This window comes from Streptomyces sp. NPDC093252 (assembly GCF_040683675.1).
GTDB lineage: Bacteria > Actinomycetota > Actinomycetes > Streptomycetales > Streptomycetaceae > Streptomyces.
In genome coordinates this window covers 181,190-206,372 of the sequence record NZ_JBFBEM010000018.1, presented here as the reverse complement: position 1 = coordinate 206,372, position 25,183 = coordinate 181,190, and the positions used below count along the sequence as shown (strand labels likewise).

Genomic DNA, 25,183 nt, shown 5'->3' with positions numbered 1-25,183 from the left:
GCCCACCGAGCCGGAAGAAGTCGTCGTCCACCCCGACCGACTCCAGCCCCAGCACCTCCGCGAACACCCCGCACAGGATCTCCTCCTGCACAGTCACCGGGGCCCGGCCGGCGCCGGTCGCATACTCCGGCTCCGGGAGGGCCCGCCGGTCCAGCTTCCCGTTGACGGTCAGGGGCAGCTCGTCCAGACCCACGAACGCGGCGGGAACCATGTACTCCGGCAACCGGGACGCCACCAGCTCCCGCAGCCCCTCCACGCCCTCAACCGCCGGGACGACATAGGCCACGAGGGCCTCGTCCCGGGCGATCACGGCCGCCTGGTCAACGCCCGGGTGAGTGAGGAGGACGGTCTCGATCTCACCCGGCTCGACCCGGAAACCACGCACCTTGACCTGCTGATCCGCACGCCCCGCGAACACCAACTGCCCATCAGACGTCCACCGGGCCAGGTCACCCGTCCGATACATCCGCCGACCGACATCGAACGGAGACGCCACGAACCGCTCACCCGTCAGCCCCGGACGATTCACATACCCCCGCGCCAACCCGGCACCAGCCACATACAACTCACCGGCCACACCGGCAGGGACCGGCTCAAGCGCGTCATCAAGGACGTACAACCGGGTGTTCGCGATCGGACGCCCGAAAGGCACAGGCCCCGGACGATCGGTATCCACCGTCTCCGCCGCCACCATCACCGTCGCCTCGGTCGGCCCATACGTATTCACCAACCGCCGACCCACCGACCACTCCCCCGCCACCGCCCCACTGATCGCCTCAGCACCAACCAACAGGGTCTCCACACCACCCAGATCCCCCGGCTCCAACACCCCCAGCAGCGACGGCACCACACTCGCCGCGCGAACGCCCACCAATTCTGCGAGCCGCCGAGGCTCCGCCCGCTGCTCCTCACTCGCGATCCACAGCGACGAACCCGACGACAGCGCCACCGCCACATCCAGCACCGACGCATCGAAACTGAACGACGCGAACTGCAACACCCCCACACCCGGACCCGCACCCATCACCGACCCGAACACCGACACCAGATTCGCCAGACCGGCATGCGGGACAGCAACACCCTTCGGCGTCCCCGTCGAACCGGACGTATAGATCACATACGCCAGATCCCCGACAACCGCCGGAGCCTCCGCCGACTCCCCCGGCTGATCCAGATCCCCCACACCGAGAACAACCGACACACCCGCATCCGCCAGCATGAACTCCACCCGCTCAGCAGGAAGCTGCCCATCGATCGGCAGATAAGCGGCGCCCGCCTTCCACACGCCCAGGATCCCGACGATCATCTCCGGACCGCGCGGCAGCCGCAGCCCCACCACCGACTCCGGCCCAACCCCCCAACCCCGCAAATAATGCGCCACCCGATTCGCCGCCGCATCCAACTCCCCATACGACAGCTCCACACCCCCACACACCACCGCAACCCCACCCGGATCAGCCGCAGCCCAACCCTCGAACAACCCCACCACCGAACCACCCACCACAGCATCCCCGGTGTCATTCCACCCCACCACCAACCGCTCCCGCTCCCCCGCACCCAGCACCGGCACGCCACCGAGCGGGACGTCGGACTCGGCGTCCAAGGCGTCCAGCAGATTCCGTGTCGCCGTCGTGAGCAGCCCGCCGACCACGGTCGCGTCGATCGGGGCCACGGCCTCCACGGTGAAGCTGACGGTGTCCGGGCCCAGGTCATTGACCGCGACCGTCAGCGGATAGTTGGTCCGCTCCCGGACGTGGACGCGCCGGATGCCGTCGATCGGCTGCTGTTCCCTCTCCGTGTTCGCGCCCTGGTCGGCGTGGCGGTAGTTGAAGAGGGCGGTGAAGAGGGGGGTGTTGCCCGCGATCCCGCTGGCCTGCTGGGCGACCGCCAGCGGAGCGTGCTCGTGCTCCAGTAGCGCCGCCAACTGGTCCCGCATGGCCTCCACCGCGGCCCGCACCCCGATCCGCCCAGTCCGGGCCCGTACGGGCAGGGTGTTGATGAACGGGCCCAGTACCCGGTCGGCACCCTCCCCGGCGTTCATCCGCCCGAACAGCACCGTCCCGAACACCACGTCGTCCCGCCCGGACAGCACCGCCAGCACCCGCGACCACACCACATGCAGCACCGTCGCCGGACTCACGCCCAACGCACTGGCCGACTCCCGCAGCCGCAGCGCCACGTCACCCGGCAGCGGCACCAGTTCGGTGACGACGTCCGACCCGTCGCCGCGCACGTCCAGGACGCCGAAGGGTGCGGTCGGCTCGGTCACATCACCCAGCAGCCCCGCGAAGAACCGCTCATGCTCCGCCCGCGCGACCCGACGCGTCTGCGCCACGAAATTACGGAACGGCAACGCCGGCGCCAGCTCGTCCGCCCGACCCGACAGCACCGCCCGCAACTCCCGCAGCAGCACATCCATGCCCAGGTGATCCTGCAACATGTGATGCATCCGCACCGCCGCCAGCCACCGGCCACCACCACCCGGCACCTCCGCCACATGCAGATCCATCAGCGGAGCCCGACCCAGATCCATCACCGAGCCGACGGCGTCCACCAGGCTCGCGGGATCATCGCTCCCGGGGCTGGCCTCGTGCTCGACGACCGGCAGCACGGCCCGTTGCCACACCACCTGCACCGGTTCGCGCGGTCCCTCCCAGACCACGGCCGTCCGGTAGATGTCGTGCCGGTCCACCACCTGCTGAAGCGCCCGCGCGAACTCGTCCAGCCTGGCCCGTGACGCGAACTCCATCACCCGCGCGGTGACATAGACATCCGCACCGTCGCTGGCCATGAGGTGGTGGAAGAGCATGCCTTCCTGGAGCGGGGCCAGCGGGTACACATCCGCCACGTTCGCCGCGCCGCCGTCGACGGAGGCCACCACCTGGTCGATCTCGGCCTGGTCCAGCTCCACCAGCGGCAGCATCTCCGGCGTGATCCGCTCGGCTCCGTCCGGGATCAGGTTCTCCGGCACCTCCGTCGACCCGGCCCCCACCGCCCGGGCCAGCCCCGCCGGGGTCGGCGACCCGAAGAGCGCCCGCACCGACACCGACACACCCCGGTCACGCAGCCGCTCCACCAGCGACACCGCCAGCAGCGAATGCCCACCGAGCCGGAAGAAGTTGTCCTCCACCCCGACCGACTCCAGCCCCAGCACCTCCGCGAACACCGCGCACAGGATCTCCTCCTGCACCGTCGCCGGAGCCCGGCCCGCACCGGCCGCGTACTCCGGCTCCGGGAGGGCCCGCCGGTCCAGCTTCCCGTTCGCGGTCAGCGGCAGCTCGTCCAGACCCACGAACGCCGCCGGGACCATGTACTCCGGCAACCGCGACGCCACCAGCTCCCGCAGCCCCTCCACGCCCTGCCCATCCGACACGACGTACGCCACCAGGGCACCCTCGCGAACCACCACCGCCGCCTGCGAGACACCCGCCTCCGACAGCAGCACTGCCTCGATCTCACCGGGCTCGATCCGGAAACCGCGCACCTTGACCTGCTGGTCGGACCGCCCGGCAAACACCAACTGCCCGTCAGGCGTCCAGCGCGCCAGGTCCCCCGTCCGGTACATCCGCCGCCCGGCATCGAACGGAGACGCCACAAACCGCTCACCCGTCAGCGCCGGACGATTCACATACCCCCGCGCCAACCCAGCACCAGCCACATACAACTCACCCGTCACACCCACCGGCACCGGCCCCAGACCCTCGTCCAGCACATACAGCCGGGTGTTGGCAATCGGACGACCGAAGGGCACAGGCCCCGGACGATCGGCGTCCACCGTCTCCGCCGCCACCATCACCGTCGCCTCGGTCGGCCCATACGTATTCACCAACCGCCGACCCACCGACCACTCCCCCGCCACCGCCCCACTGATCGCCTCAGCACCAACCAACAGGGTCTCCACACCACCCAGATCGGCAGGCTCCAGCACACCGAGCAGCGACGGCACCACACTGGCGGCCGTCACGCCCTCCAGCTCCGCCAACCGCCGAGGCTCCGCCCGCTGCTCCTCACTCGCAATCCACAACGGCGCACCCGACGACAACGCCACCGCCACATCCAACACCGACGCATCGAAACTGAACGACGCGAACTGCAACACACCCACACCCGGACCCGCACCCATCACCGACCCGAACACCGACACCAGATTCACCAGCGAACCATGCGAGACAGCAACACCCTTCGGCGTCCCCGTCGACCCGGACGTATAGATCACATACGCCAGATCCCCGACCACACCCGGCGCCTCCGCCGACTCCCCCGGCTGATCCAGATCCCCCACACCCAGGACCAGCGACACCCCCGCATCCGCGAGCATGAACCCAACCCGCTCAGCAGGAAGCTGCGAATCGATCGGCAGATACGCCGCCCCCGCCTTCCACACACCCACAATCCCGACAACCATCTCCGCACCACGCGGCAACCGCAGCCCCACCACCGACTCCGGCCCAACCCCCCGACCCCGCAGATAATGCGCCACCCGATTCGCCGCCGCATCCAACTCCCCATACGACAGCTCCACACCCCCACACACCACCGCAACCCCACCCGGATCAGCCGCAGCCCACCCCTCGAACAACCCCACCACCGAACCACCCACCACAGCGGCCCCGGTGTCATTCCACCGTTCCAGGACCAGGGCGCGTTCCGTGGTGTCCAGGACATCCACCCTGCGGAGTCGGATGTCGGGTGTGCTGGTGACCGTGTCGAGTACGTGGGCGAACCACTCCGTGAGGCGTTGTGCGGTGGTCGGCTCGAAGAGGTCCGCGGAGGCGATCAGCGCGCCGCGCAGGCCCGTGGGGTTGCCCTCGGTGTCATGGGTCTCGGTGAGGGAGATGTCGAGGTCGAAGCGGGCCGCCCTCGCCGTGGGGGCGTCCAGGGGGGAGCCGTCGGTGTGGATCCGGGGCAGGTCCAGGACGGCGCGGTCGGTGTTCTGGACGGTGAGGGTGACCTGGAAGAGGGGGTGCCGGGCGAGGGAGCGTTCGGGGGCGAGTTCCTCCACGAGGCGTTCGAAGGGGACGTCCTGGTGGGCCAGTGCGCCGAGGCTCGCCTCGCGTACCCGGCGCAGGATCTCGCGGAACTCCGGGTCTCCCGACAGATCCGTCCGGATGACCAGCGTGTTGACGAAGAAGCCGATCAGATCGTCCAGGGCCTGGTCCGTGCGGCCGGCGACCGCTGAGCCGATGGGGATGTCCGTGCCGGCGCCGAGCCGGGACAGGGTGACCGCCAGGGCGGCCTGGAGGACCATGAACGCGGTGACGCCCTCGGCGCGGGCCAGGTCGATGAGGCGTTCGTGGAGGGCGGTGGGCAGGTGGATGGGGATCACATGGCCCTGGTGGGTGGCCTGGGCGGGGCGGGGGTGATCGGCCGGCAGGGCGAGTTCCTCGGGGGCGCCGGTGAGGGTGTGGCGCCAGTAGTCGACCTGGGCGGACAGCAGGCTCTCGGGGTCGGACTCGTCGCCGAGCAGTTCGCGCTGCCAGAGGGCGTAGTCGGCGTACTGGACGGGCAGGGGCGTCCAGGCGGGGGTCTCGCCGCGCAGTCGGGCCGTGTAGGCGGTGGAGAGGTCGCGGCCCAGGGGACCCAGGGACCAGCCGTCTCCGGCGATGTGGTGCATGACCACGACCAGGACGTGGGTGCCGGGGTCGTCGGCGGGCTGGAAGAGCGTGGCGCGCAGGGGGAGTTCGGTGGCGAGGTCGAAGGTGTGGCGGGTGGCGGCGGCGGTGGCTTCGCTGAGTTCGGCGGAGGGGACGTGGGAGACGTGGAGGTCCCAGTGGACGTCCTGGGGGGCGAGGATCCGCTGGTGGGGCTCGCCGTCGAGGAGGGTGAAGACGGTGCGCAGGGATTCGTGGCGGGTGATCACATCGCGCAGTGCCCCGGCGAGTGCGGGGATGTCGAGGTCTCCGGTGAGGCCGAGGACGGCGGGGATGTTGTAGCTGGGTCCGTGCAGTTGGGCCAGGAACCACAGGCGGCGCTGGGCGAAGGAGAGGGGCAGCCGGTCGGGGCGTTCGGCGGCGGTGAGGGTGGTGCGGACCCGGCCGCCGCCCTCGGTGGTGAGGCGGGCGGCGAGGGAGGCGACGGTGGGGACCTCGAAGAGGGTGCGGACCTCGATCTCGGCGCCGAGTGCGGCGCGGATCCCGGACACCAGGCGGACGGCGAGGAGGGAGTGGCCGCCGAGGTCGAAGAAGCTGTCGTCGACGCCGACCGAGTCCACGCCGAGGACCTGGGCGAACAGGCCGCACAGGATCTCCTCCTGGGCGGTGGCCGGGCCGCGTCCCACTCCGGTGGCGCCCGTGTACTCGGGGGCGGGGAGGGCCTTGCGGTCGAGTTTGCCGTGCACGGTCAGCGGCAGCTCGGGCAGGGTGGTCATGGCGGCCGGGACCATGTGGTCGGGCAGTCGCCGGGCGAGGGACTCCCGCAGTCCTTCCAGGTCCAAGGCGGTGTCGGTGGTGTCGCCGTCGCGGTGGGTGTCGGCGGGGACGAGGTAGGCGACCAGGCGCCGGTCTCCGGGGGTGTCCTCGCGGGCGACGACGGCGGCCCGGGCGATGTCCGGGTGGGCGGTGAGGGCGGCCTCGATCTCGCCGGGCTCGATGCGGAAGCCCCTGATCTTGACCTGGTCGTCGGCGCGTCCGGCGAACATCAGGCGCCCGTCGGGCGTCCAGCGGACGAGGTCGCCGGTGCGGTACATCCGCTGCCCGGCGTCGAACGGCGACGCCACGAACCGTTCCCCGGTCAGCGCGGGGCGCCCCGCATACCCGCGGGCCACGCCCGCGCCGCTCACATACAGCTCGCCCGGCACTCCGGCGGGGACGGGCTCCAGGGTGTCGTCCAGGACGTAGAGGCGGGCGTTGGCGACGGGCGTGCCGATGGAGGGTTCGGCGTCGGGGGTGAGGGGCTGGGACATCGACGCGCAGACGGTCGTCTCGGTCGGGCCGTAGGCGTTGACCATCCGGCGGCCGGGTGCCCAGCGCCCGACGAGTGCCGGGTCCAGTGCCTCACCGGCCGACACCAGGGTCCGTACGGTGGTCAGGTCGGCGGTGTCCAGGACGGCGAGGACGGCCGGGGGGAGCGTCACATGGGTGACGGCGTGGCGGGTGAGGAGCGCGGCGAGGCCGCCGCCGGGGGTGAGCGCGTCGGCCGGGGCCACGACGAGTGCGGCGCCGGAGCACAGGGCCATCAGGACTTCGGAGGTGGCGGCGTCGAAGCCGATGGACGCGAACTGGAGGACGCGGGCGTCCGGGTCCACCGCGAACCGTTCGATCTGCGCGGTGGCCAGGTTGACCGCGCCGCGGTGCTGGACGGCGACGCCCTTGGGGGTGCCGGTCGACCCGGAGGTGTAGATGACGTAGGCGAGCGCGTCGGGCGCGAGGGGTACCCGGGGCGGGGTGTCCTGGCAGGCGGCGAGCTGGGCCAGGACGTACGGGTCGTCCAGGGCGATGGGGAGGACACCGCGCAGGGGCAGCTCGTCGAGCACGTCCTCGGTGCCGAGGACGACGGGGGTACGGCTGTCGGCCAGCAGGAACGCGATCCGTTCGGCCGGGTACTGCACATCGACCGGCAGATAGGCGGCGCCGGCCTTCAGGACGCCCAGGAGGGTGGTGATGAGCCGGGTTCCCCGGGGCAGGCACACCCCGACCACCGACTCGGGGCCGACGCCGACACCGCGCAGATGGTGCGCGAGCCGGTTGGCCTCGGCGTCCAGCTCCCGGTAGGTGAGCACGGTGTCGTCGCCGATCAGCGCGGTGGCTCCGGGGGTGGCCGCGACCCGGCGCTCGAACGCCTCGACGACGGTGGTGTCCGTCGGGGTCGTGGCGGTGTCGTTCCACTCGGTGAGGACGCGGCGGCGGGCGGCCGGGTCGAGCAGGGTCACCGTGTGCAGGGGGACGTCGGGGGCGCCGCGCAGGGTGGCGGCGAGAGCGGCGAGGACGTTCTCCATCGCCGTGCACAGCAGTCGGGCGACGGTCTCCGGGTCGATGGGGTCGACGGCGAGGACGGTGACGCTCATCCGGGTGGGGCTGTGGTCGTTGACGGCGGCAGCGAGCGGGTAGTTGGTCTTGTCGCGGGCGAAGACGCTCTGGACGCCTTCGACGGTGTGGGTGTCGGCGGGCCCGGCCGTCGTCCCGTAGTCGTCGTGGCGGTAGTTGAGGAGCGTGGTGAACAGGGGGGCGCTGCCCGTGATGCCGCTGGCCTGCTGGGCGAGGGCCAGGGGCGCGTGCTCGTGCTCCAGCAGCGCGGCGAGTTGGTCGCGCATGCCCTCGACGGCTGCCCGCACCCCGACGCCGGAGGTCCGTACCCGTACGGGCAGGGTGTTGATGAACGGGCCCATGACCCGGTCGGCGCCCGCTCCGGCGTTCAGCCGCCCGAACAGCACCGTCCCGAACACCACGTCGTCGCGGGCGGCCAGGGTGGCGAGCACCCGGGCCCACACCACGTGCGACACCGTCGCCGGGCTCACCCCCAGTTCGCGGGTGACCCGCCGCAGCTCCGCCGTGACATGGTCGGGCAGCGGCACCTCCCGGCCCACCACATCGGAGCCGTCGCCCTGGACGTCGAGCAGCCCGTAGGGCGCGGTCGACTCGGTGACATCGCCGAGCAGCCCGGCGAAGAACCGCTCGTGCTCGGCCCTGGGGACCGCGCGGGTCTGCGCGACGAAGTTGCGGAACGGCAGCGCGGGCCGCATGTCGTCGGTGCGCCCGGCCAGCACCGCCCGCAACTCGCGCAGCAGCATGTCCATACCGGTGTGGTCCTGCACCATGTGATGCATCCGCACGGCGCCCAGCCACCGGCCGCCGCCCGCCTCGGCCACATGCACGTCCAGCAGCGGGGCGCGGCGCAGTTCCATCACGGAACCGGCGAGCGCCAGCAGCGCCCGGGTCGGGTCCGGGTGCGCGGCGTCGAGGGCGTGCTCGACGACGGGCAGTGCGGCGTGCCGCCACACCACCTGGACGGGCTCCGGCAGCCCCTCCCAGACGACACCGGTCCGGTACACGTCGTGCCGGTCGACCACGTGTTCCAGGGCGCGCAGGAAGGCGTCGAGCCGCTCCCGGCCGTCGAACTCGATCACCCGGACGGTGAGGTACACGTCCTCGCCGCCACCGGCCATGAGGTGGTGGAAGAGCATGCCTTCCTGGAGCGGGGCCAGCGGGTAGATGTCGGCGACGTTCGCCGCCCCGCCGTCGACCGTGGCCACGATCCGGTCGACGGCCGCCTGGTCCAGCTCCACCAGCGGCAGCATCTCCGGCGTGATCCGCTCGGCTCCGTCCGGGATCAGGTTCTCCGGTACCACCGCCGACCCGGCCCCCACCGCCCGCGCCAGCCCCGCCGGGGTCGGCGACGCGAACAGCGCCCGTACCGACACCGACACACCCCGCGCCCGCAGCCGCTCCACCAGCGACACCGCCAGCAGCGAATGCCCACCGAGCCGGAAGAAGTCGTCGTCCACCCCGGCCGACTCCAGTCCCAGCACCTCCGCGAACACCTCGCAGAGGATCTCCTCGCGCACGGTCGCGGGGGCACGGCCGGCGCCGGTCGCGTACGCGGGGGCGGGGAGGGCTCGGCGGTCCAGCTTCCCGTTCGCGGTCAGGGGCAGCTCGTCCAGACCCACGAACGCGGCGGGAACCATGTAATCCGGCAACCGTGACGCCACCAGCTCCCGCAGCCCCTCCACGCCCTCAACCGCCGGGACGACATAGGCCACGAGGGCCTCGTCGCGGGCGATCACGGCCGCCTGGTCAACGCCCGGGTGAGTGAGGAGGACGGACTCGATCTCACCCGGCTCGACCCGGAAACCACGCACCTTGACCTGCTGATCCGCACGCCCCGCGAACACCAACTGCCCATCAGACGTCCACCGCGCCAGGTCACCCGTGCGATACATCCGCCGACCAGCATCGAACGGGGAGGCCACGAACCGCTCACCCGTCAGCCCCGGACGATTCACATACCCCCGCGCCAACCCGGCACCAGCCACATACAACTCACCGGCCACACCGGCAGGGACCGGCTCAAGCGCGTCATCGAGAACGTACAACCGGGTATTCGCGATCGGCCGCCCGAAAGGCACCGGACCCGCACGGCCGGCATCCACCGTCTCCGCCGCCACCATCACCGTCGCCTCGGTCGGCCCATACGTATTCACCAACCGCCGACCCACCGACCACTCCCCCGCCACCGCCCCACTGATCGCCTCAGCACCAACCAACAGGGTCTCCACACCACCCAGATCCCCCGGCTCCAACACCCCCAACAACGACGGCACCACACTCGCCGCCCGCACACCCTCCAGCTCCGCCAACCGCCGCGGCTCCGCCCGCTGCTCCTCACTCGCAATCCACAACGCCGCACCCGACGACAACGCCACCGCCGCATCCAGCACCGACGCATCGAAACTGAACGACGCGAACTGCAACACACCCACACCCGGACCCGCACCCATCACCGGCCCGAACACCGACACCAGATTCACCAGACCGGCATGCGGGACCGCCACACCCTTCGGCGTCCCCGTCGAACCGGACGTATAGATCACATACGCCAGATCCCCGACCACACCAGGAGCCTCCGCCGACTCCCCCGGCTGATCCAGATCCTCCACGCCCAGAACGACCGAGACACCCGCATCCGCGAGCATGAACCCAACCCGCTCATCGGGAAGCTGCGAATCGATCGGCAGATACGCCGCCCCCGCCTTCCACACACCCACAATCCCGACAACCATCTCCGCACCACGCGGCAACCGCAGCCCCACCACCGACTCCGGCCCAACCCCCCGACCCCGCAGATACTGCGCGAGCCGATTCGCCGCCGCATCCAACTCCCCGTACGACAGCTCCACACCCCCACTCACCACCGCAACCCCACCCGGAGCCGACGCGGCCCACCCCTCGAACAGCTCCACCACCGAGCGGTCGTCAATGGACGTTTCGGTGTCGTTCCACTCGCTGAGCAGGCGGGTGCGTTCGCTCGGGGCGAGGACGGGGACGGTGTCGAGCGGGGTGTGCGGGGTGTCGGTGAGGGCGTTGAGGACGTTCTCGGTCGTGGTGCGGAGGAGTCGGCCGACCTCGGCCGGGTCGATGGGGGCGGCGGACTCGATGTTGAAGTTGACGCCGTCCGGGCCGAGGTCGCTGACGGCGACGGTCAGCGGGTAGTTGGTGCGGTCCCGTGCGGAGACGGTCCGGACGCCTTCCAGATGCTGGGGCCGGGCGTTGTCCGTGCCGGTGCGGCTGCCGTGGTGCCAGTAGTTGAAGAGGGAGGTGAAGAGCGGGGTGTTCCCGGCGACTCCGGCGGCCTGCTGGGCGACCGCCAGGGGGGCGTGCTCGTGCTCCAGCAGGGCCGCCAACTGGTCCCGCATCGCGTGCACCGCGGCGCGCACACCGACGCCGCCGGTCCGGACGCGGACCGGGAGGGTGTTGATGAAGGGGCCGAGGACGCGGTCCGCTCCGGCGCCCGCGTTCATCCGGCCGAAGAGCACGGTCCCGAAGACCACGTCGTCGCGCCCGGAGAGGGCCGCCACCACGCGGGCCCACACCACGTGCAGGACGGTCGCCGGGCTGACGCCCAGGTGCCGGGTCACCTCCTGGAGCCGGTCGACGGCTGCCGCGGACAGGGGGAAGGATCCGGTGGCCACTCCGCTGCCGTCACGCCGCACATCGAGCAGCCCGTACGGCGCCGTCGGTTCCGTCACATCGCCCAGGAGCCCGGCGAAGAACCGCTCGTGCTCGGCGCGCGGGACCCGCCGGGTCTGCGCCACGAAGGCGCGGAAGGGCAGGGCCGGTGTCAGGTGCTCGGTCTCGCCGGTGAGCACCGCTCGCAGTTCGCGCAGCAGTACGTCCTTGCCCAAGTGGTCCTGGAGCATGTGGTGCATGCGGATCAGGGCCAGCCAGCGGCCTTGCGGCAGGGCTGTCAGGTGGAGGTCCATCAGCGGAGCGCGGCCCAGGTCCATCGCCAGTCCCGCCGCGGCGAGGAGGGCGTCCGAGGCCGTCGCCGGGTCGGGGTGGTCGAGGGCGGGGTCGAGGGTGTGCACGGTGATGGTGAGTTCCGCGTGGCGCCGGACGACCTGGACGGGTTCGCGCAGGCCCTCCCAGACCACCCCGGTCCGGTAGATGTCGTGCCGGTCCACCACCTGCTGGAGTGCCTGGGTGAACTCGTCCAGGCGGGCCCGTGAGTCGAACTCCATGGTCCGCGCGGTGACGTACACGTCCGCGCCCTCGTCGGCCATGAGGTGGTGGAAGAGCATGCCTTCCTGGAGCGGCGCGAGCGGGTAGATGTCGGCGATGTTCGGTGCGCCGCCCTCGACCGAGGCCACCACCACGTCGATCTCGTCCTGGTCCAGCTCGACCAGCGGGAGCATCTCGGAGGTGAGGTGCCGGGCGTCCGCCGGGATCAGGTTCTCCGGCACCTCCACCGATCCGGCGCCCGCCGTCCGCGCCAGCCCGGCCGGGGTCGGCGACTCGAACAGCGCCCGCACCGACACCGGTACACCCCGGGCGCGCAGCCGCTCCACCAGGGACACGGCGACCAGTGAGTGCCCGCCGAGGCGGAAGAAGTCGTCGTCGACACCGACCGACTCCAGTCCGAGCACCTCCGCGAACACCGCGCAGACGGTCTCCTCCTGGACGGTCGCCGGGGCCCGGCCCGCACCCGTGGCGTACTCGGGCTCCGGGAGGGCGCGGCGGTCGAGCTTGCCGTTGGCGGTCAGCGGCAGCTCGTCCAGGGTGACGAAGGCGGACGGGACCATGTACTCGGGCAGTCGGGATGCCACCAGGTCGCGCAGTGCGTCCACGTCCTGGGCCTGGGCCTGGAGTACGACGTACGCCACCAGTACCTCGTCCCGAGCCACTACGGCGGCCCGGGCGACATCGGCGTGCGTCAGCAGCACGGTCTCGATCTCACCGGGCTCGATCCGGAACCCGCGCACCTTGACCTGCTGGTCGGCGCGCCCGTCGAACATCAACTGCCCGTCCGGCGTCCACCGGGCGAGGTCCCCGGTGCGGTACATCCGCCGCCCGCTGTCGAACGGCGACGCGACGAACCGCTCCCCGGTCAGCCCCGGACGGTTCACGTACCCGCGCGCCAGCCCGGCACCCGACACATACAGCTCACCCGTCACCCCGACCGGCACCGGCTCCAGGCCGTCGTCCAGCACATACACCCGCGTGTTGGCGATCGGCCGCCCGAACGGCACCTGCCCGGCCCGCCCACCGTCCACGTCCCCGATGGCCGCGATCACCGTGCTCTCGGTCGGTCCGTACGCATGCACCAGACGCCGGCCGGCCGACCAGTCCCGTGCCAGCGCCTCACTGACCGCCTCGGAACCCACCACCATCGGACCCACATGTGCCAGATCGGCCGGGTCCAGGACACCGAGCAGCGACGGCACGACGCTGGCGGTCGTCACACCCTCCAGCTCCGCCAACCGCCGCGGCTGCTCCCGCTGCTCCTCACTCGCGATCCACAGCGACGAACCCGACGACAACGCCACCGCCACATCCAGTACGGAGGCGTCGAAACTGAACGACGCGAACTGCAACAGGCCCTCACCCGGACCCGCACCCATCACCGACCCGAACACCGACACCAGATTCGCCAGACCGGTGTGCGGGACCGCGACACCCTTCGGTGTCCCCGTGGAACCGGAGGTGTAGATCACATAGGCCAGGTCGCCGGCGATACCGGGGGCGTCCGCCGACTCGCCCGGCTGATCCAGGTCCTCCACCCCGAGGACCAGTGAGACACCGGCGTCCGTGAGCATGAACTCCACTCGTTCGGAGGGGAGTTGGGCGTCGACCGGCAGGTACGCCGCCCCCGCCTTCCACACACCCAGGATGCCGACGATCATCTCCGGGCCGCGCGGCAGCCGCAGCCCCACCACCGACTCGGGGGTGACACCCCGGCCGCGCAGAGCGTGCGCCAGCCGGTTCGCCGCCGCGTCGAGGTCGCCGTACGACAGCTCCGTGCCCCCGCCGACGACGGCCGGGGCGTTCGGGGTGGTCACTGCCCAGTGCTCGAAGAGTTCCACCACCGAGGCGTCCGGTACGTCGGTCGTCGTGTCGTTCCAGTCCCGGAGCAGGCGGTCGCGTTCGCGGGGGGCGAGGACGTGGACATGGTCCAGGGCGCTGTCGGGGCCGGTGGCGAGGGCGCGCAGGACGTTGTCGGTGGTCGTGGCGAGGAGTCGGCCCACTTCGGTGGCGTCGATGGGGGCCACGGCTTCGACGGTGAAGGTGAAGCTGTCCGGGCCGAGGTCGTTGACGGCGACGGACAGGGGGTAGTTGGTGCGCTGCCGGACGAGGACGCTGCGGACGCCGTCCATGGCCGCCTGCTGGTCGGTCGCGTCGGCGCTGTGTTCGGTGCCGTCGGTGGTCGTGGTGGTGTCGGTGGTGTCGGTGGTGGCGGTGGAGCCCAGGCCGCGGTCCGCGTAGCGGTAGTTGAAGAGGGAGGTGAACAGGGGGGTGTTGCCGGTGATGCCGCTGGCCTGCTGGGCGAGGGCCAGGGGGGCGTGTTCGTGTTCCAGGAGGGCGGCGAGCTGCTCGCGCATGGCCTGGACGGCGGCCCGGACGCCGGTTCCGGCGGTGCGGACGCGGACCGGGAGGGTGTTGATGAAGGGGCCGAGGGCCCGGTCGGCGCCCACCCCGGCGTTCATCCGGCCGAAGAGGAGGGTGCCGAAGACCACGTCGTCGCGGCCGGAGAGGACGGCGAGGACACGGGCCCACACCACGTGCAGGACGGTCGCCGCGCCGACGCCCAGGTCGCGGGCGGTCTCGCGCAGACGTACCGCCACCTCGGGCGGGAGGGGGACGACCTTGCGCACCACTCCGCTGCCGTCGCCCCGGACATCGAGGACGCCGAGGGGTGCGGTGGGTTCGGTGATGTCGCCGAGCAGGGCGGCGAAGAAGCGTTCCTGGTCGGTGCGGGAGACACTGCGGGTCTGGGCGACGAAGGTACGGAACGGGAGGGACGGTGCCAGGTGTTCGGCGCGGCCGTCGAGGACCGTGCGCAGTTCGCGCAGCAGCATATGGGTGCCCAGGTGGTCCTGGAGCATGTGGTGCATGCGGAGCAGGCCCAGGCAGCGGCCGTCGCCGGTCTCCGCCACATGGAGGTCCATGAGGGGGGCGTGTCCGAGGTTCATGGCGGAGCCGCCCGCGTCGACGAGGGCGTCGGCCCAGCGGGCGGGGTCGTCGGAGTCGACTTCGAGGACGTGGGTGACGACGGGGAGGTCGACGCGGCGCCAGACGACCTGGACGGGTTGCGGGAGGCCCTCCCAGACGACGGCGGTGCGGTAGATGTCGTGCCGGTCGATGATGTGCCGCAGGGCCTGGGCGAAGGCGTCCAGGCGGGCGCGGGAGGCGAACTCCACGACACGGACGGTGAGGTAGACATCGGTGCCCGAGCCGGCCATGAGGTGGTGGAAGAGCATGCCTTCCTGGAGCGGCGCGAGGGGGTAGATGTCGGCGATGTTGGCGGCGCCGCCGTCGACGGTGGCGGCGATACGGTCGATGTCGGGCTGGGTGAGGTCGACCAGGGGGAGCATGCCGGGGGTGATGTGCCGGGCGTCGGCGGGGATGAGGTTGTCGGGGACCTCGATGGAGGTGACGGCCGCCGCTCGGGCCAGTCCGGCGGGGGTGGGTGACTCGAAGAGGGCCCGGACCGAGACCGGGACGCCCCGGTCGCGCAGCCGCTCGACCAGGGACACGGCGAGCAGGGAGTGTCCGCCGAGGCGGAAGAAGTCGTCGTCCACGCCGACCGAGTCCAGGCCGAGGATCTCCGCGAAGGCGGCGCAGAGGATCTCTTCCTGGACGCTGGCGGGGCCGCGGCCCGCTCCGGTGGCGTACTCCGGGGCGGGGAGGGCCTTGCGGTCGAGTTTGCCGTTGGCGGTGAGCGGCAGTTCGGGCAGGACGATGACCGCGGCCGGGATCATGTGCTCGGGGAGGCGTCCGCGCAGGTGGTCGCGGAGGGACTCCGGGTCGATGGCGGTGGGGGTGGTGGTGGGGGTGGGGACGGCGTAGGCGACGAGGCGCTGGTCGCCGGCGGTGTCCTCGCGGACGACGAGCGCGGCCCGGGCGAGGTCGGGGTGGGTGAGGAGGGCGTTCTCGATCTCGCCGGGTTCGACGCGGAAGCCGCGGATCTTGACCTGGTCGTCGGCGCGGCCGTGGAAGACGAGCTGGCCCTCGGGGGTCCATTTGACGAGGTCGCCGGTGCGGTACATGCGCTGGCCGGTGTCGAAGGGGGACGCCACGAACCGTTCGCCGGTCAGCGCGGGGCGTCCGACATAGCCGCGGGCCACTCCGGCGCCCGCCACGTACAGCTCGCCGGTGACGCCGACGGGGACGGGCTGGAGGGCCTGGTCGAGGGCGTACATGCGGGTGTTGGCGAGGGGGGTGCCGATGGGGAGGGCGCCGCCGGTGAGGGAGGTGGGTGTCAGTTCGGTGGTGGCGACGCCGACGGTGGTCTCGGTGGGACCGTAGTGGTTGTGGACGCGGCGGCCGGTGGTGTGGGCGGCGGTGAGGAGGTCGCGTACCCAGCCGGGCGCGGCGGCTTCGCCGCCGAGGACGAGGGAGCGGGTGGGCAGCAGGGGTTCGTGGCCGACGGCCGCGGTGAGGGCGGCGAGGTGGGAGGGGACGACCTTGTAGGCGTCGATGGACCGTCCGGCGAGGGATTCGGCGACGGCCGCCGGGTCGGTGACGGTGTCGGCGTCCAGGACGTGGATCTGCCCGCCGGTGGCGAGGGCGGCGAAGACCACGGTGTTGCCGAGGTCGGTGACCTGGGCCTGAAGGAGGGCGTAGCGGGCCTCCGGGTCGGTCCAGTTGAGGCGGGCGGAGACGGAGGTCACGTAGTTGGCCAGGGAGCCCTGGGTGACGCCGACGCCCTTGGGCAGGCCGGTGGAGCCGGAGGTGTAGATGACGTAGGCGAGGGTGGCGGGGTCGGGGGTGGGGGTGGGGGTGGTGTGCCGGACCTCCGGGGCGGCCGGGGTCTCCGAGCCCCGCAAGTCCCCCGGGTCACCTGGATCCTCCAGGTCACCCAGGTCACCCAGGTCACCCAGGTCACCCAGGTCCTCCAGGTCTTCGAGGGCGATCGTGAGGATGGGCAGGTCGGTCGGGGTGTCGCGGGTGGCGAGGAGGAGGCGGGCGCCGCTGTCGGTGAGGAGGAACGCGGTGCGTTCCCGGGGGAGTTCGGGGTCGATGGGGAGGTAGGCGGCGCCGGTCTTCCAGACCGCGAGGGTCGCGGTGATCATCTGGGTGCCGCGGGGCAGGGCGAGGGCGACCACGGACTCGGGGCCGGCGCCGTGGGCGCGGAGGTGGCGGGCGAGGCGGTCGGCCGCCGCGTCGAGGGCGCCGTAGGTGGTCTCGGTGCCGTCGGCGTGGAGTGCGGTGGTGTGGGGGTGGGTGGCCGCGTGCTGCTCGAACCGGGCGAGGACGGTGGGGTCCTGGGTGTCGGTCGCGGTGTCGTTCCAGGTGTGCAGGACGAGGTGGCGTTCGTCGGCGTCGAGGACGTCGACGCCGGACAGGGGGGTGTCCGGGGCGGTGGTGACGGTGTCCAGGACGCGGGTGAACCAGTCGGCGAGGCGGGTGACGGTGGCGGCGTCGAAGAGGTCGGCGGCGGCGTTGACGGTGCCGTGCAGTCCGGCCGGGTGGCCGTCGGTGTCGTAGGTCTCGCGGAGGTGGATGTCCAGGTCGAAGCGGGCGGCGGTGGCGGAGCCTTCGAGGGGGTCGGCCTGGATGCCGGGGAGGGCGAGGATGCCGGGTTCCTGGTTGCGCAGGGTCAGCATGATCTGGAACAGGGGGTGGCGGACCAGGGAGCGTTCGGGGGCGAGGGCCTCCACGAGGCGCTCGAAGGGGACGTCCTGGTGGGCGAACGCGCCGAGGCTCGCCTCGCGCACCCGGGCGAGGATCTGGCGGAACCCGGGGTCGCCGGTGAGATCGGTGCGGATGACGAGGGTGTTGACGAAGAAGCCGACGAGGTCGTCGAGGGCTTCGTCGGTACGGCCCGCGACGGCGGTGCCGACGGGGATGTCGTGTCCGGCGCCGAGGCGGGAGAGGGTCACCGCGAGGGCGGCCTGGACGACCATGAAGGCGGTGGCGCCCTCGGCGCGGGCGAGTTCCGCGATCCGCCGGTGGGTGGCGGCGCCGACGCGGACGGGGACCAGGTGTCCGGTGTGGCCGGGGGCGGCGGGGCGGGAGCGGTCGGCGGGGAGGGCGAGTTCCTCGGGCGCGCCGGTGAGGGTGCGGCGCCAGTACTCCACCTGGGACGACAGGGGGCTCGCCGGGTCGTTCTCGTCGCCGAGGAGGTCGCGCTGCCACAGGGCGTAGTCGGCGTACTGGACCGGGAGCGGTGCGAAGTCGGGGAGTTCGCCGCGGGTGCGGGCGGTGTAGGCGGTGGAGAGGTCGCGGCCGAGGGGGGCGTGGGACCAGCCGTCGTTGGCGATGTGGTGGAGGACGAGAACGAGGGCGTGGTCGTGCTCGCCGAGGGCGAAGAGGGTGGCGCGGACGGGGATGTCGGCCGAGAGGTCGAAGGCGTGGCGGGTGGCGCGGGCGACGGCGGCGGGGAGTTCCGCCGGGGTGACCGGGGACACGGTGAGGTCCCAGTCGAAGGTGTCGGCGTCGAGGATGTGCTGGTAGGGGTGGCCGTCGGCGGTGCGGTAGACGGTGCGCAGGGGTTCGTGGCGGGTGAGGACGTCGCGCAGGGCGGCGGTGAGGGCGGGGATGTCGAGGGCGCCGGTCAGCCGCAGGGCGACGGGCATGTTGTAGGTGGGGCTGGGGCCCTCCATCTGGCCGAGGAACCAGAGGCGTTGCTGGGCGAAGGACAGCGGGGGGAGGGCGGGGCGGGCGGTGGGGCGCAGGGGGAGGCGGGTCGGTTCGGCGGGCTCGTCGGTGGCGGTGAGGCGGGTGGCGAGTCCGGCGGGGGTGGGGGTTTCGAAGAGGGTCCGGATGCGGATCTCGGCGCCGAGCCGGCCCCGGATGCGGGAGAGCAGCCGGATGGCGAGGAGGGAGTGGCCGCCGTGGTCGAAGAAGCTGTCGTCGACGCCGAAGGTGTCCAGGCCGAGGACCTGGGCGAAGATCTCGCAGAGGGCGGTCTCGGTGGGTCCGGCGGGGGCGCGGCGGGCGGCGGTGGCGGGGTCGTCGGGGTCGGGGAGGGCCGTGCGGTCGAGTTTGCCGTTCGGGGTGAGCGGGAGGTCGGGCAGGACGACGACGGTGGCGGGCACCATGTGGGCGGGGAGGCGCCGGGCGGTGAAGTCGCGCAGGTCGGTGTCCGTGGCGGCGCCGGGTGCGGTGAGGACGGCGTAGGCGAGGAGCCGGGTGTCGTCTCCGGCGGTGCCGGGACGGGCGATGACGGCGGCGCGGGAGACGGCGGGGTGGGCGAGCAGGGCGGCCTCGGCCTCGCCGGGTTCGACGCGGAAGCCGCGGATCTTGACCTGGGTGTCGGCGCGGCCCTGGAAGACGAGTTGGCCGTCGGGGGTCCATTTCACCAGGTCGCCGGTGCGGTACATCCGGTCGCCGCCGGGGCCGTGGGGGCAGGCGACGAAGCGTTCGGCGGTGAGGGCGCGCTGTCCGGCGTAGCCGCGGGCGAGGCCGGTGCCGGAGACATAGAGTTCGCCGGTCACGCCCGCGGGGACGGCGGTGAGGGCGTCGTCGAGGACGTAGAGGCGGGTGTTGGCGAGGGGTCTGCCGATGGGGACGGTTCCGGTGGCGAGGGCCGCCGGGGTGAGTTCGGCGGTGGTCACGCCGATGGTGGTCTCGGTGGGGCCGTAGTGGTTGAGGACGCGGCGGCCCGTGGTGTGGGCGGTGGTGACGAGGTCGCGCAGCCAGTTGAGGGGGGCGGCCTCGCCGCCGAGGACGATGGAGCGGGCGGGCAGGACGGCGTCGGGTCCGGTGTCCGCGGACAGGGCGGCGAGGTGGGAGGGGACGGCCTTGAGGTGGTCGATGGCGTGGTCGCGGAGGTGTCCGGTGACGGCGGCCGGGTCGGTGACGGCGTCGGCGTCGAGGAGGTGGAGCTGCCCGCCGGTGGCGAGGCTGATGAAGACGACGGTGTTGCCGAGGTCGGTCGTCTGAGGCTGGAGCAGGGCGTAGCGGGCGCCGGGGCCGGTCCAGTCGAGGCGCTCGGAGGCGGAGGCCACGTAGTCGGCGAGGGCCCCGTGGGTGACCATGACGCCCTTGGGGGTGCCGGTGGAGCCGGAGGTGTAGAGGACGTAGGCCAGGCAGCCGGGGTCGGTCTCGGCGGGCGGGGCGGGGTCGGTCTCGATGGCCGTCGTGAGGGCCTCGTCGATCAGGGCGACGGGGACGCCGGGTGCGTGGCCGGTGAGGGCGGGGGCGGTGGCGCGGTCGGTGAGCAGGGCGCGGGCGCCGCTGTCGGCGAGCATATGGGCGATGCGGTCGGGCGGGAGGTCGGGGTCGAGGGGCAGATAGGCGGCGCCGGTCCGCCAGACCCCGAGGATCGCGGTGATCATCTCGGCGCCGCGGGGCAGGCACAGTCCGACGACGGATTCGGCGCCGGCGCCGAGGGCGCCCAGGCGGGCGGCGATGCGGGCGGCGGACGCGTCGAGGGCGCGGTAGGTGGTCCCGGTGCCGTCGGCGACGAGGGCGGTGGCGTCGGGGGTGGCAGTGGCCCGGTCGTGGACGCGGTGGACGATCGCGCGGGGGGTGCCGGGGACGGCGGTGTCGTTCCAGTGGTGCAGGACGCGGTCGCGCTCGGCGGGGTCGAGGAGGTCGACGGCGCCGAGGCGGATGCCGGGGGTCGCGGTGACGGTGTCGAGGACGCGCAGGAACCAGGCGGCCATCCGGTCGGCGGTCGCGGCGTGGAACAGGTCGGCGGAGAGGGTGACCTGGGCGCGGAGTCCGGCCGGGTCGCCCCGGTCGTCGAAGGTCTCGCCGAGGGTGAAGTGCAGGTCGTAGCGGGAGGGCGGGGCCGCGGCGGCGTCCAGGTCGGGGCCGGTGGCGGGGTGGGCGCCGGGCAGGGTGAGTTCGGCGCGCTCGACGTTCTGCACGGTCAGCATCGTCTGGAACAGCGGGTGCCGGGCCAGGGTGCGGGTGCCGGCGAGTTCTTCGACCAGCCGCTCGAAGGGGACGTCCTGGTGGGCGAGGGCGCCGAGACCGGCCTCCTTGACCTGGGCGAGGATGTCCCGGAAGGCGGGGTCGTGGGCCAGGTCGGCGCGGATGACGAGGGTGTTGACGAAGGAGCCGACGAGGTCGTCGAGGGCGGCGTCGGAGCGTCCGGCGACGGGGATGCCGAGGGGGATGTCGGTGCCGGCGCCGAGCCGGGACAGCAGGACCGCGAGGGCGGCCTGGAGTGCCATGGAGGGGGTGGCGTTCTCGGCGCGGGCGAGCCGCAGCAGACGGCGGTGGATCTCGGCGGGGACGTGGAAGGGGACGCGGTGGCCGCGGTGGCTCGGTGCGGCGGGCCGGGGCAGGTCGGCGGGGAGCGCCAGTTCCTCCGGGGCTCCGTCGAGGGCGCGGCGCCAGTGGTCGATCTGGGTGGCGAGGAGGCTGCCGGGGTCGGCGGCGTCACCGAGGAGGTCGCGCTGCCAGAGGGCGTAGTCGGTGTACTGCACCGGCAGCGGGGTGAACGCGGGTGCCTCGCCCCGTGAGCGGGCGGTGTAGGCGGCCGACAGGTCCCGGCCGAGGGGGCCCATGGACCAGCCGTCGGAGGCGATGTGGTGCAGGACGACGACGAGGAGCCGTTCACCGTTCCCGGCGTCGAACAGGACGGCCCGGAGCGGGAGTTCGGTGGCGAGGTCGAAGGTGTGCCGCATGGCCCGGCCCGCCGCGTCGGCCAGTTCAGCGGGCGCGACGGGGACGACGGGGAGGTCCCAGTCGAGGTCGTGCGGGTCCAGGATGTGCTGGTACGGCTCTCCGTCGACGGCCGGGAACAGGGTGCGCAGCGATTCGTGCCGGGCGAGCACATCGCGGAACGCGTCGGCGAGGAGCGCGGCGTCGGTGCCGGCGCCGAGGCGGATCGGGGCGGCGATGTTGTGGAGGGCTCCGGTGCCTTCGAGCTGGGCGAGGAACCACAGCCGGCGCTGCGCGAACGACAGCGGGACGCGCTCGGGCCGCGGGACGGGGCGGACGGGGGTACGGGTGCGTCCGGTGGCGTCGGCGGCGAGCCGGGCGGCGAGTCCGGCGACGGTCGGGGTCTCGAAGAGGAGCCGCAGCGGGAGTTCGGTCCCGAGGTCGGCGCGGACGCGGGAGATCAGCCGGACCGCGAGGAGGGAGTGGCCGCCGAGGGCGAAGAAGCTGTCGTCGACGCCGACGGAGTCCACGCCGAGGGTGTCGGCGAAGGCGGCGCAGAGGCGTTCCTCCTCGACGGTGGCGGGGGCGCGGCCCGCTCCGGTGGTGTACTCGGGCGCGGGGAGCGCCGTGCGGTCGAGTTTGCCGTTGACGGTGAGCGGGAGGGCGTCCAGGGCGACGAAGGCGGCCGGGACCATGTGCTGGGGCAGCCTGGCCTCGGTGAAGGCGCGCAGGGCGTCGGGGTCGGCGGTGCTGCCGTCGCCGGGGACGAGGTAGGCGACGAGCCGCCGGTCGCCCGGGGTGTCCTCGCGGGCGACGACGGCGGCGGCCGTGGTGCCGGGGTGGCTGAGGAGGACGGCCTCGATCTCGCCGGGCTCGATGCGGAAGCCGCGGACCTTGACCTGGTCGTCGGCGCGGCCGAGGTAGACGAGCTGTCCGCCGGTGGTCCACTTCACCAGGTCGCCGGTGCGGTACAGGCGCTCGCCGCCGGTGGCGTGGGGGTGGGCGACGAAGCGTTCCCCGGTGAGCGCGGGGCGGCCGAGGTAGCCGCGGGCGAGCTGGACGCCGGCCAGATAGAGTTCGCCGCCCACTCCTGGCGGGACGGGGGCGAGGTGCTCGTCGAGGACGAAGACCCGGGTGTTGGCGACGGGCGTGCCGATGGGGACCGGGCCGGTGTCCTGGGCGGGGTCGCAGGCCCAGGCGGTGACATCGACGGCGGCCTCGGTCGGCCCGTACAGGTTGTGCAGCGCGGTGCCGGGGTGGGCGGCGTGGAAGCGGGTCTGGGTGGCGAGGGAGAGGGCCTCGCCGCTGCACACCACCCGCCGCAGTCCGGGCAGCGGGCCCACGTCGGCCTGGAGGAAGGCGTCCAGCATGGAGGGCACGAAGTGCGCCGTGCCGATGTCCTGGGCGCGGATGACCTCGGCGATGTACGCGGGGTCGCGGTGTCCGCCGGGCCGGGCCACCACCAGCGTCGCGCCCCACACCAGGGTGCCGAGCAGCTCCCACACCGAGACGTCGAAGACGGTGGGTGTCTTGTGCAGGACCCGGTCCCCGGCGCCGAGCCGGTAGTGGTCCCGCATCCACACCAGGCGGTTGACGACGCTGCGGTGCGACACGACCACGCCCTTGGGGCGTCCCGTCGAACCGGAGGTGTGGATGACATAGGCGGCGCTGTCGGGGTGGGGCGCGGGCAGGGGGTCCGCGCCGTGCGGGTCGTGGGCGGTGTCGGCCGCGACGGCGGCCACGGCCGCCGCGTCGTCCAGGACGACGGCGGGGGCGGCGTCCGCCAGCAGCAGCGCCACCCGCTCGGCCGGGTACTCGGGGTCGACCGGCAGATACGCGGCCCCCGCCTTGAGGACACCCCACAGGGCGACGAGCAGTTCGACGCCGCGTTCCAGGACGACGGCGACGGTCGTGTCCTCGCCCGCGCCGCGTCCGGCGAGGTACCGGGCGAGGCGGCCGGCGCGCGCGTCCAGTTCGGCGTAGGTCAGCTCCGTCCCCTCGTACACCACGGCGACCGCGTCCGGGGTGCGGCGGGCCCGCGCCTCGAACAGGGCGGGCAGGGTGAGCGCCTCCGCGTCGGGCCGTACGGGGGTCGCGGTGTCGTTCCAGTCGGTCAGGACCCGGCGCCGTTCGTCGGCGTCCAGGACGTCGACGCCGTGCAGCTTCAGATCGGGGTCGGCGGCGACGGCCTCCAGGACCCGTTCGAAGCGGCGGGCGATCGTCTCGGTCGTCGGGAGGTCGAAGAGGGCGTCGGCGGCGATGAGGTGGCCGGTGAGTCCGGCGGGGCGGCCCCGGTCGTCGTGGCGTTCCTCGATCATCGCTTCCAGGTCGAAGCGGGCCGCCGGAAGGTCCGACGGGAGGGCCTCGACGGTGACGCCGGGCAGGTCCAGGGTGGCCTGGGCCGCGTTCTGCACGGTCAGCATGGTCTGGAACAGCGGGTGGCGGTCCAGGGACCGTTCGACGGTCAGCTCCTCCACCAGCCGCTCGAACGGCACGTCCTGGTGGGCGTAGGCGCCGAGGCTCGTCCGGCGCACCCGGGCCAGCACCTCACGGAAGCCGGGGTCGCCGGAGAGGTCGGTGCGCAGCACCAGGGTGTTGACGAAGAAGCCGATCAGATCGTCCAGGGCCTCGTCCGTACGGCCCGCGACCGCCGAGCCGATCGGGATGTCCGTCCCGGCGCCGAGCCGGGACAGGGTCACGGCCAGCGCCGCCTGGAGCACCATGAACGGGGTCGCGCCCTCGGTGCGGGCCAGTTTCGTCAGGCGCCGGTGGGTGCGCGCCGGCACCGTGACCGGCACGCGGTGGCCGGTGCGGTCGGCGCGGGTGCCGCGCGGCCGGTCGGCGGGCAGGGCGAGTTCCTGCGGGGCGCCCGCCAACTCGCCTCGCCAGTAGTCGAGTTGGGTGGCGAGGCGGCCGGTGGGATCGGACTCGTCGCCGAGTAGCTCCCGCTGCCAGAGGGTGTAGTCCGCGTACTGCACCGGCAGCGGTTCCCAGCTCGGGGCCTCGCCGCGCAGCCGGGCGGTGTACGCCCGGGACAGGTCGCGGCCCAGCGGGCGGTGGGAGGAGGCGTCGGTGGCGATGTGGTGCAGCACCAGCAGCAGGACGTGCTCGTCCGGTGCCCGGGTGAGCAGTACTGCGCGGAAGGGTATGTCGCGGGCGAGGTCGAAGGGGGTGCGGGCCGCGGTCAGCGTGGCGGCGGGCAGTTCTTCGGGGGTGGTGGGGCGTACCGCCAATTCCCAGTCGATTTCCGCCGGATCGAGAATGCGCTGATACGGCTCTCCGGCTTCGGCGGGAAATACGGTCCGCAGGGATTCATGGCGTTCCAGTACGTCCCGCAGGGCCGCGGCCAATGCGGTGGAGTTCACCGGTCCGTGCAACGCCAGGGTGATGACGTTGTGGTAGGCGAGCCCCGAATTCTCGAGCTGAGAAAGGAACCAGAGTCGGCGTTGGGCGAACGACAACGGGATCAT

Annotated in this window: 1 protein-coding gene; it reads right to left on the bottom strand. The window is 72.7% G+C overall.

The features are described 5' to 3' along the window. Positions 1-25,183: non-ribosomal peptide synthase/polyketide synthase (locus tag AB0O01_RS32130; RefSeq protein ID WP_365318939.1), on the bottom strand; the 25,183-nt coding region annotated here is incomplete at its 3' end.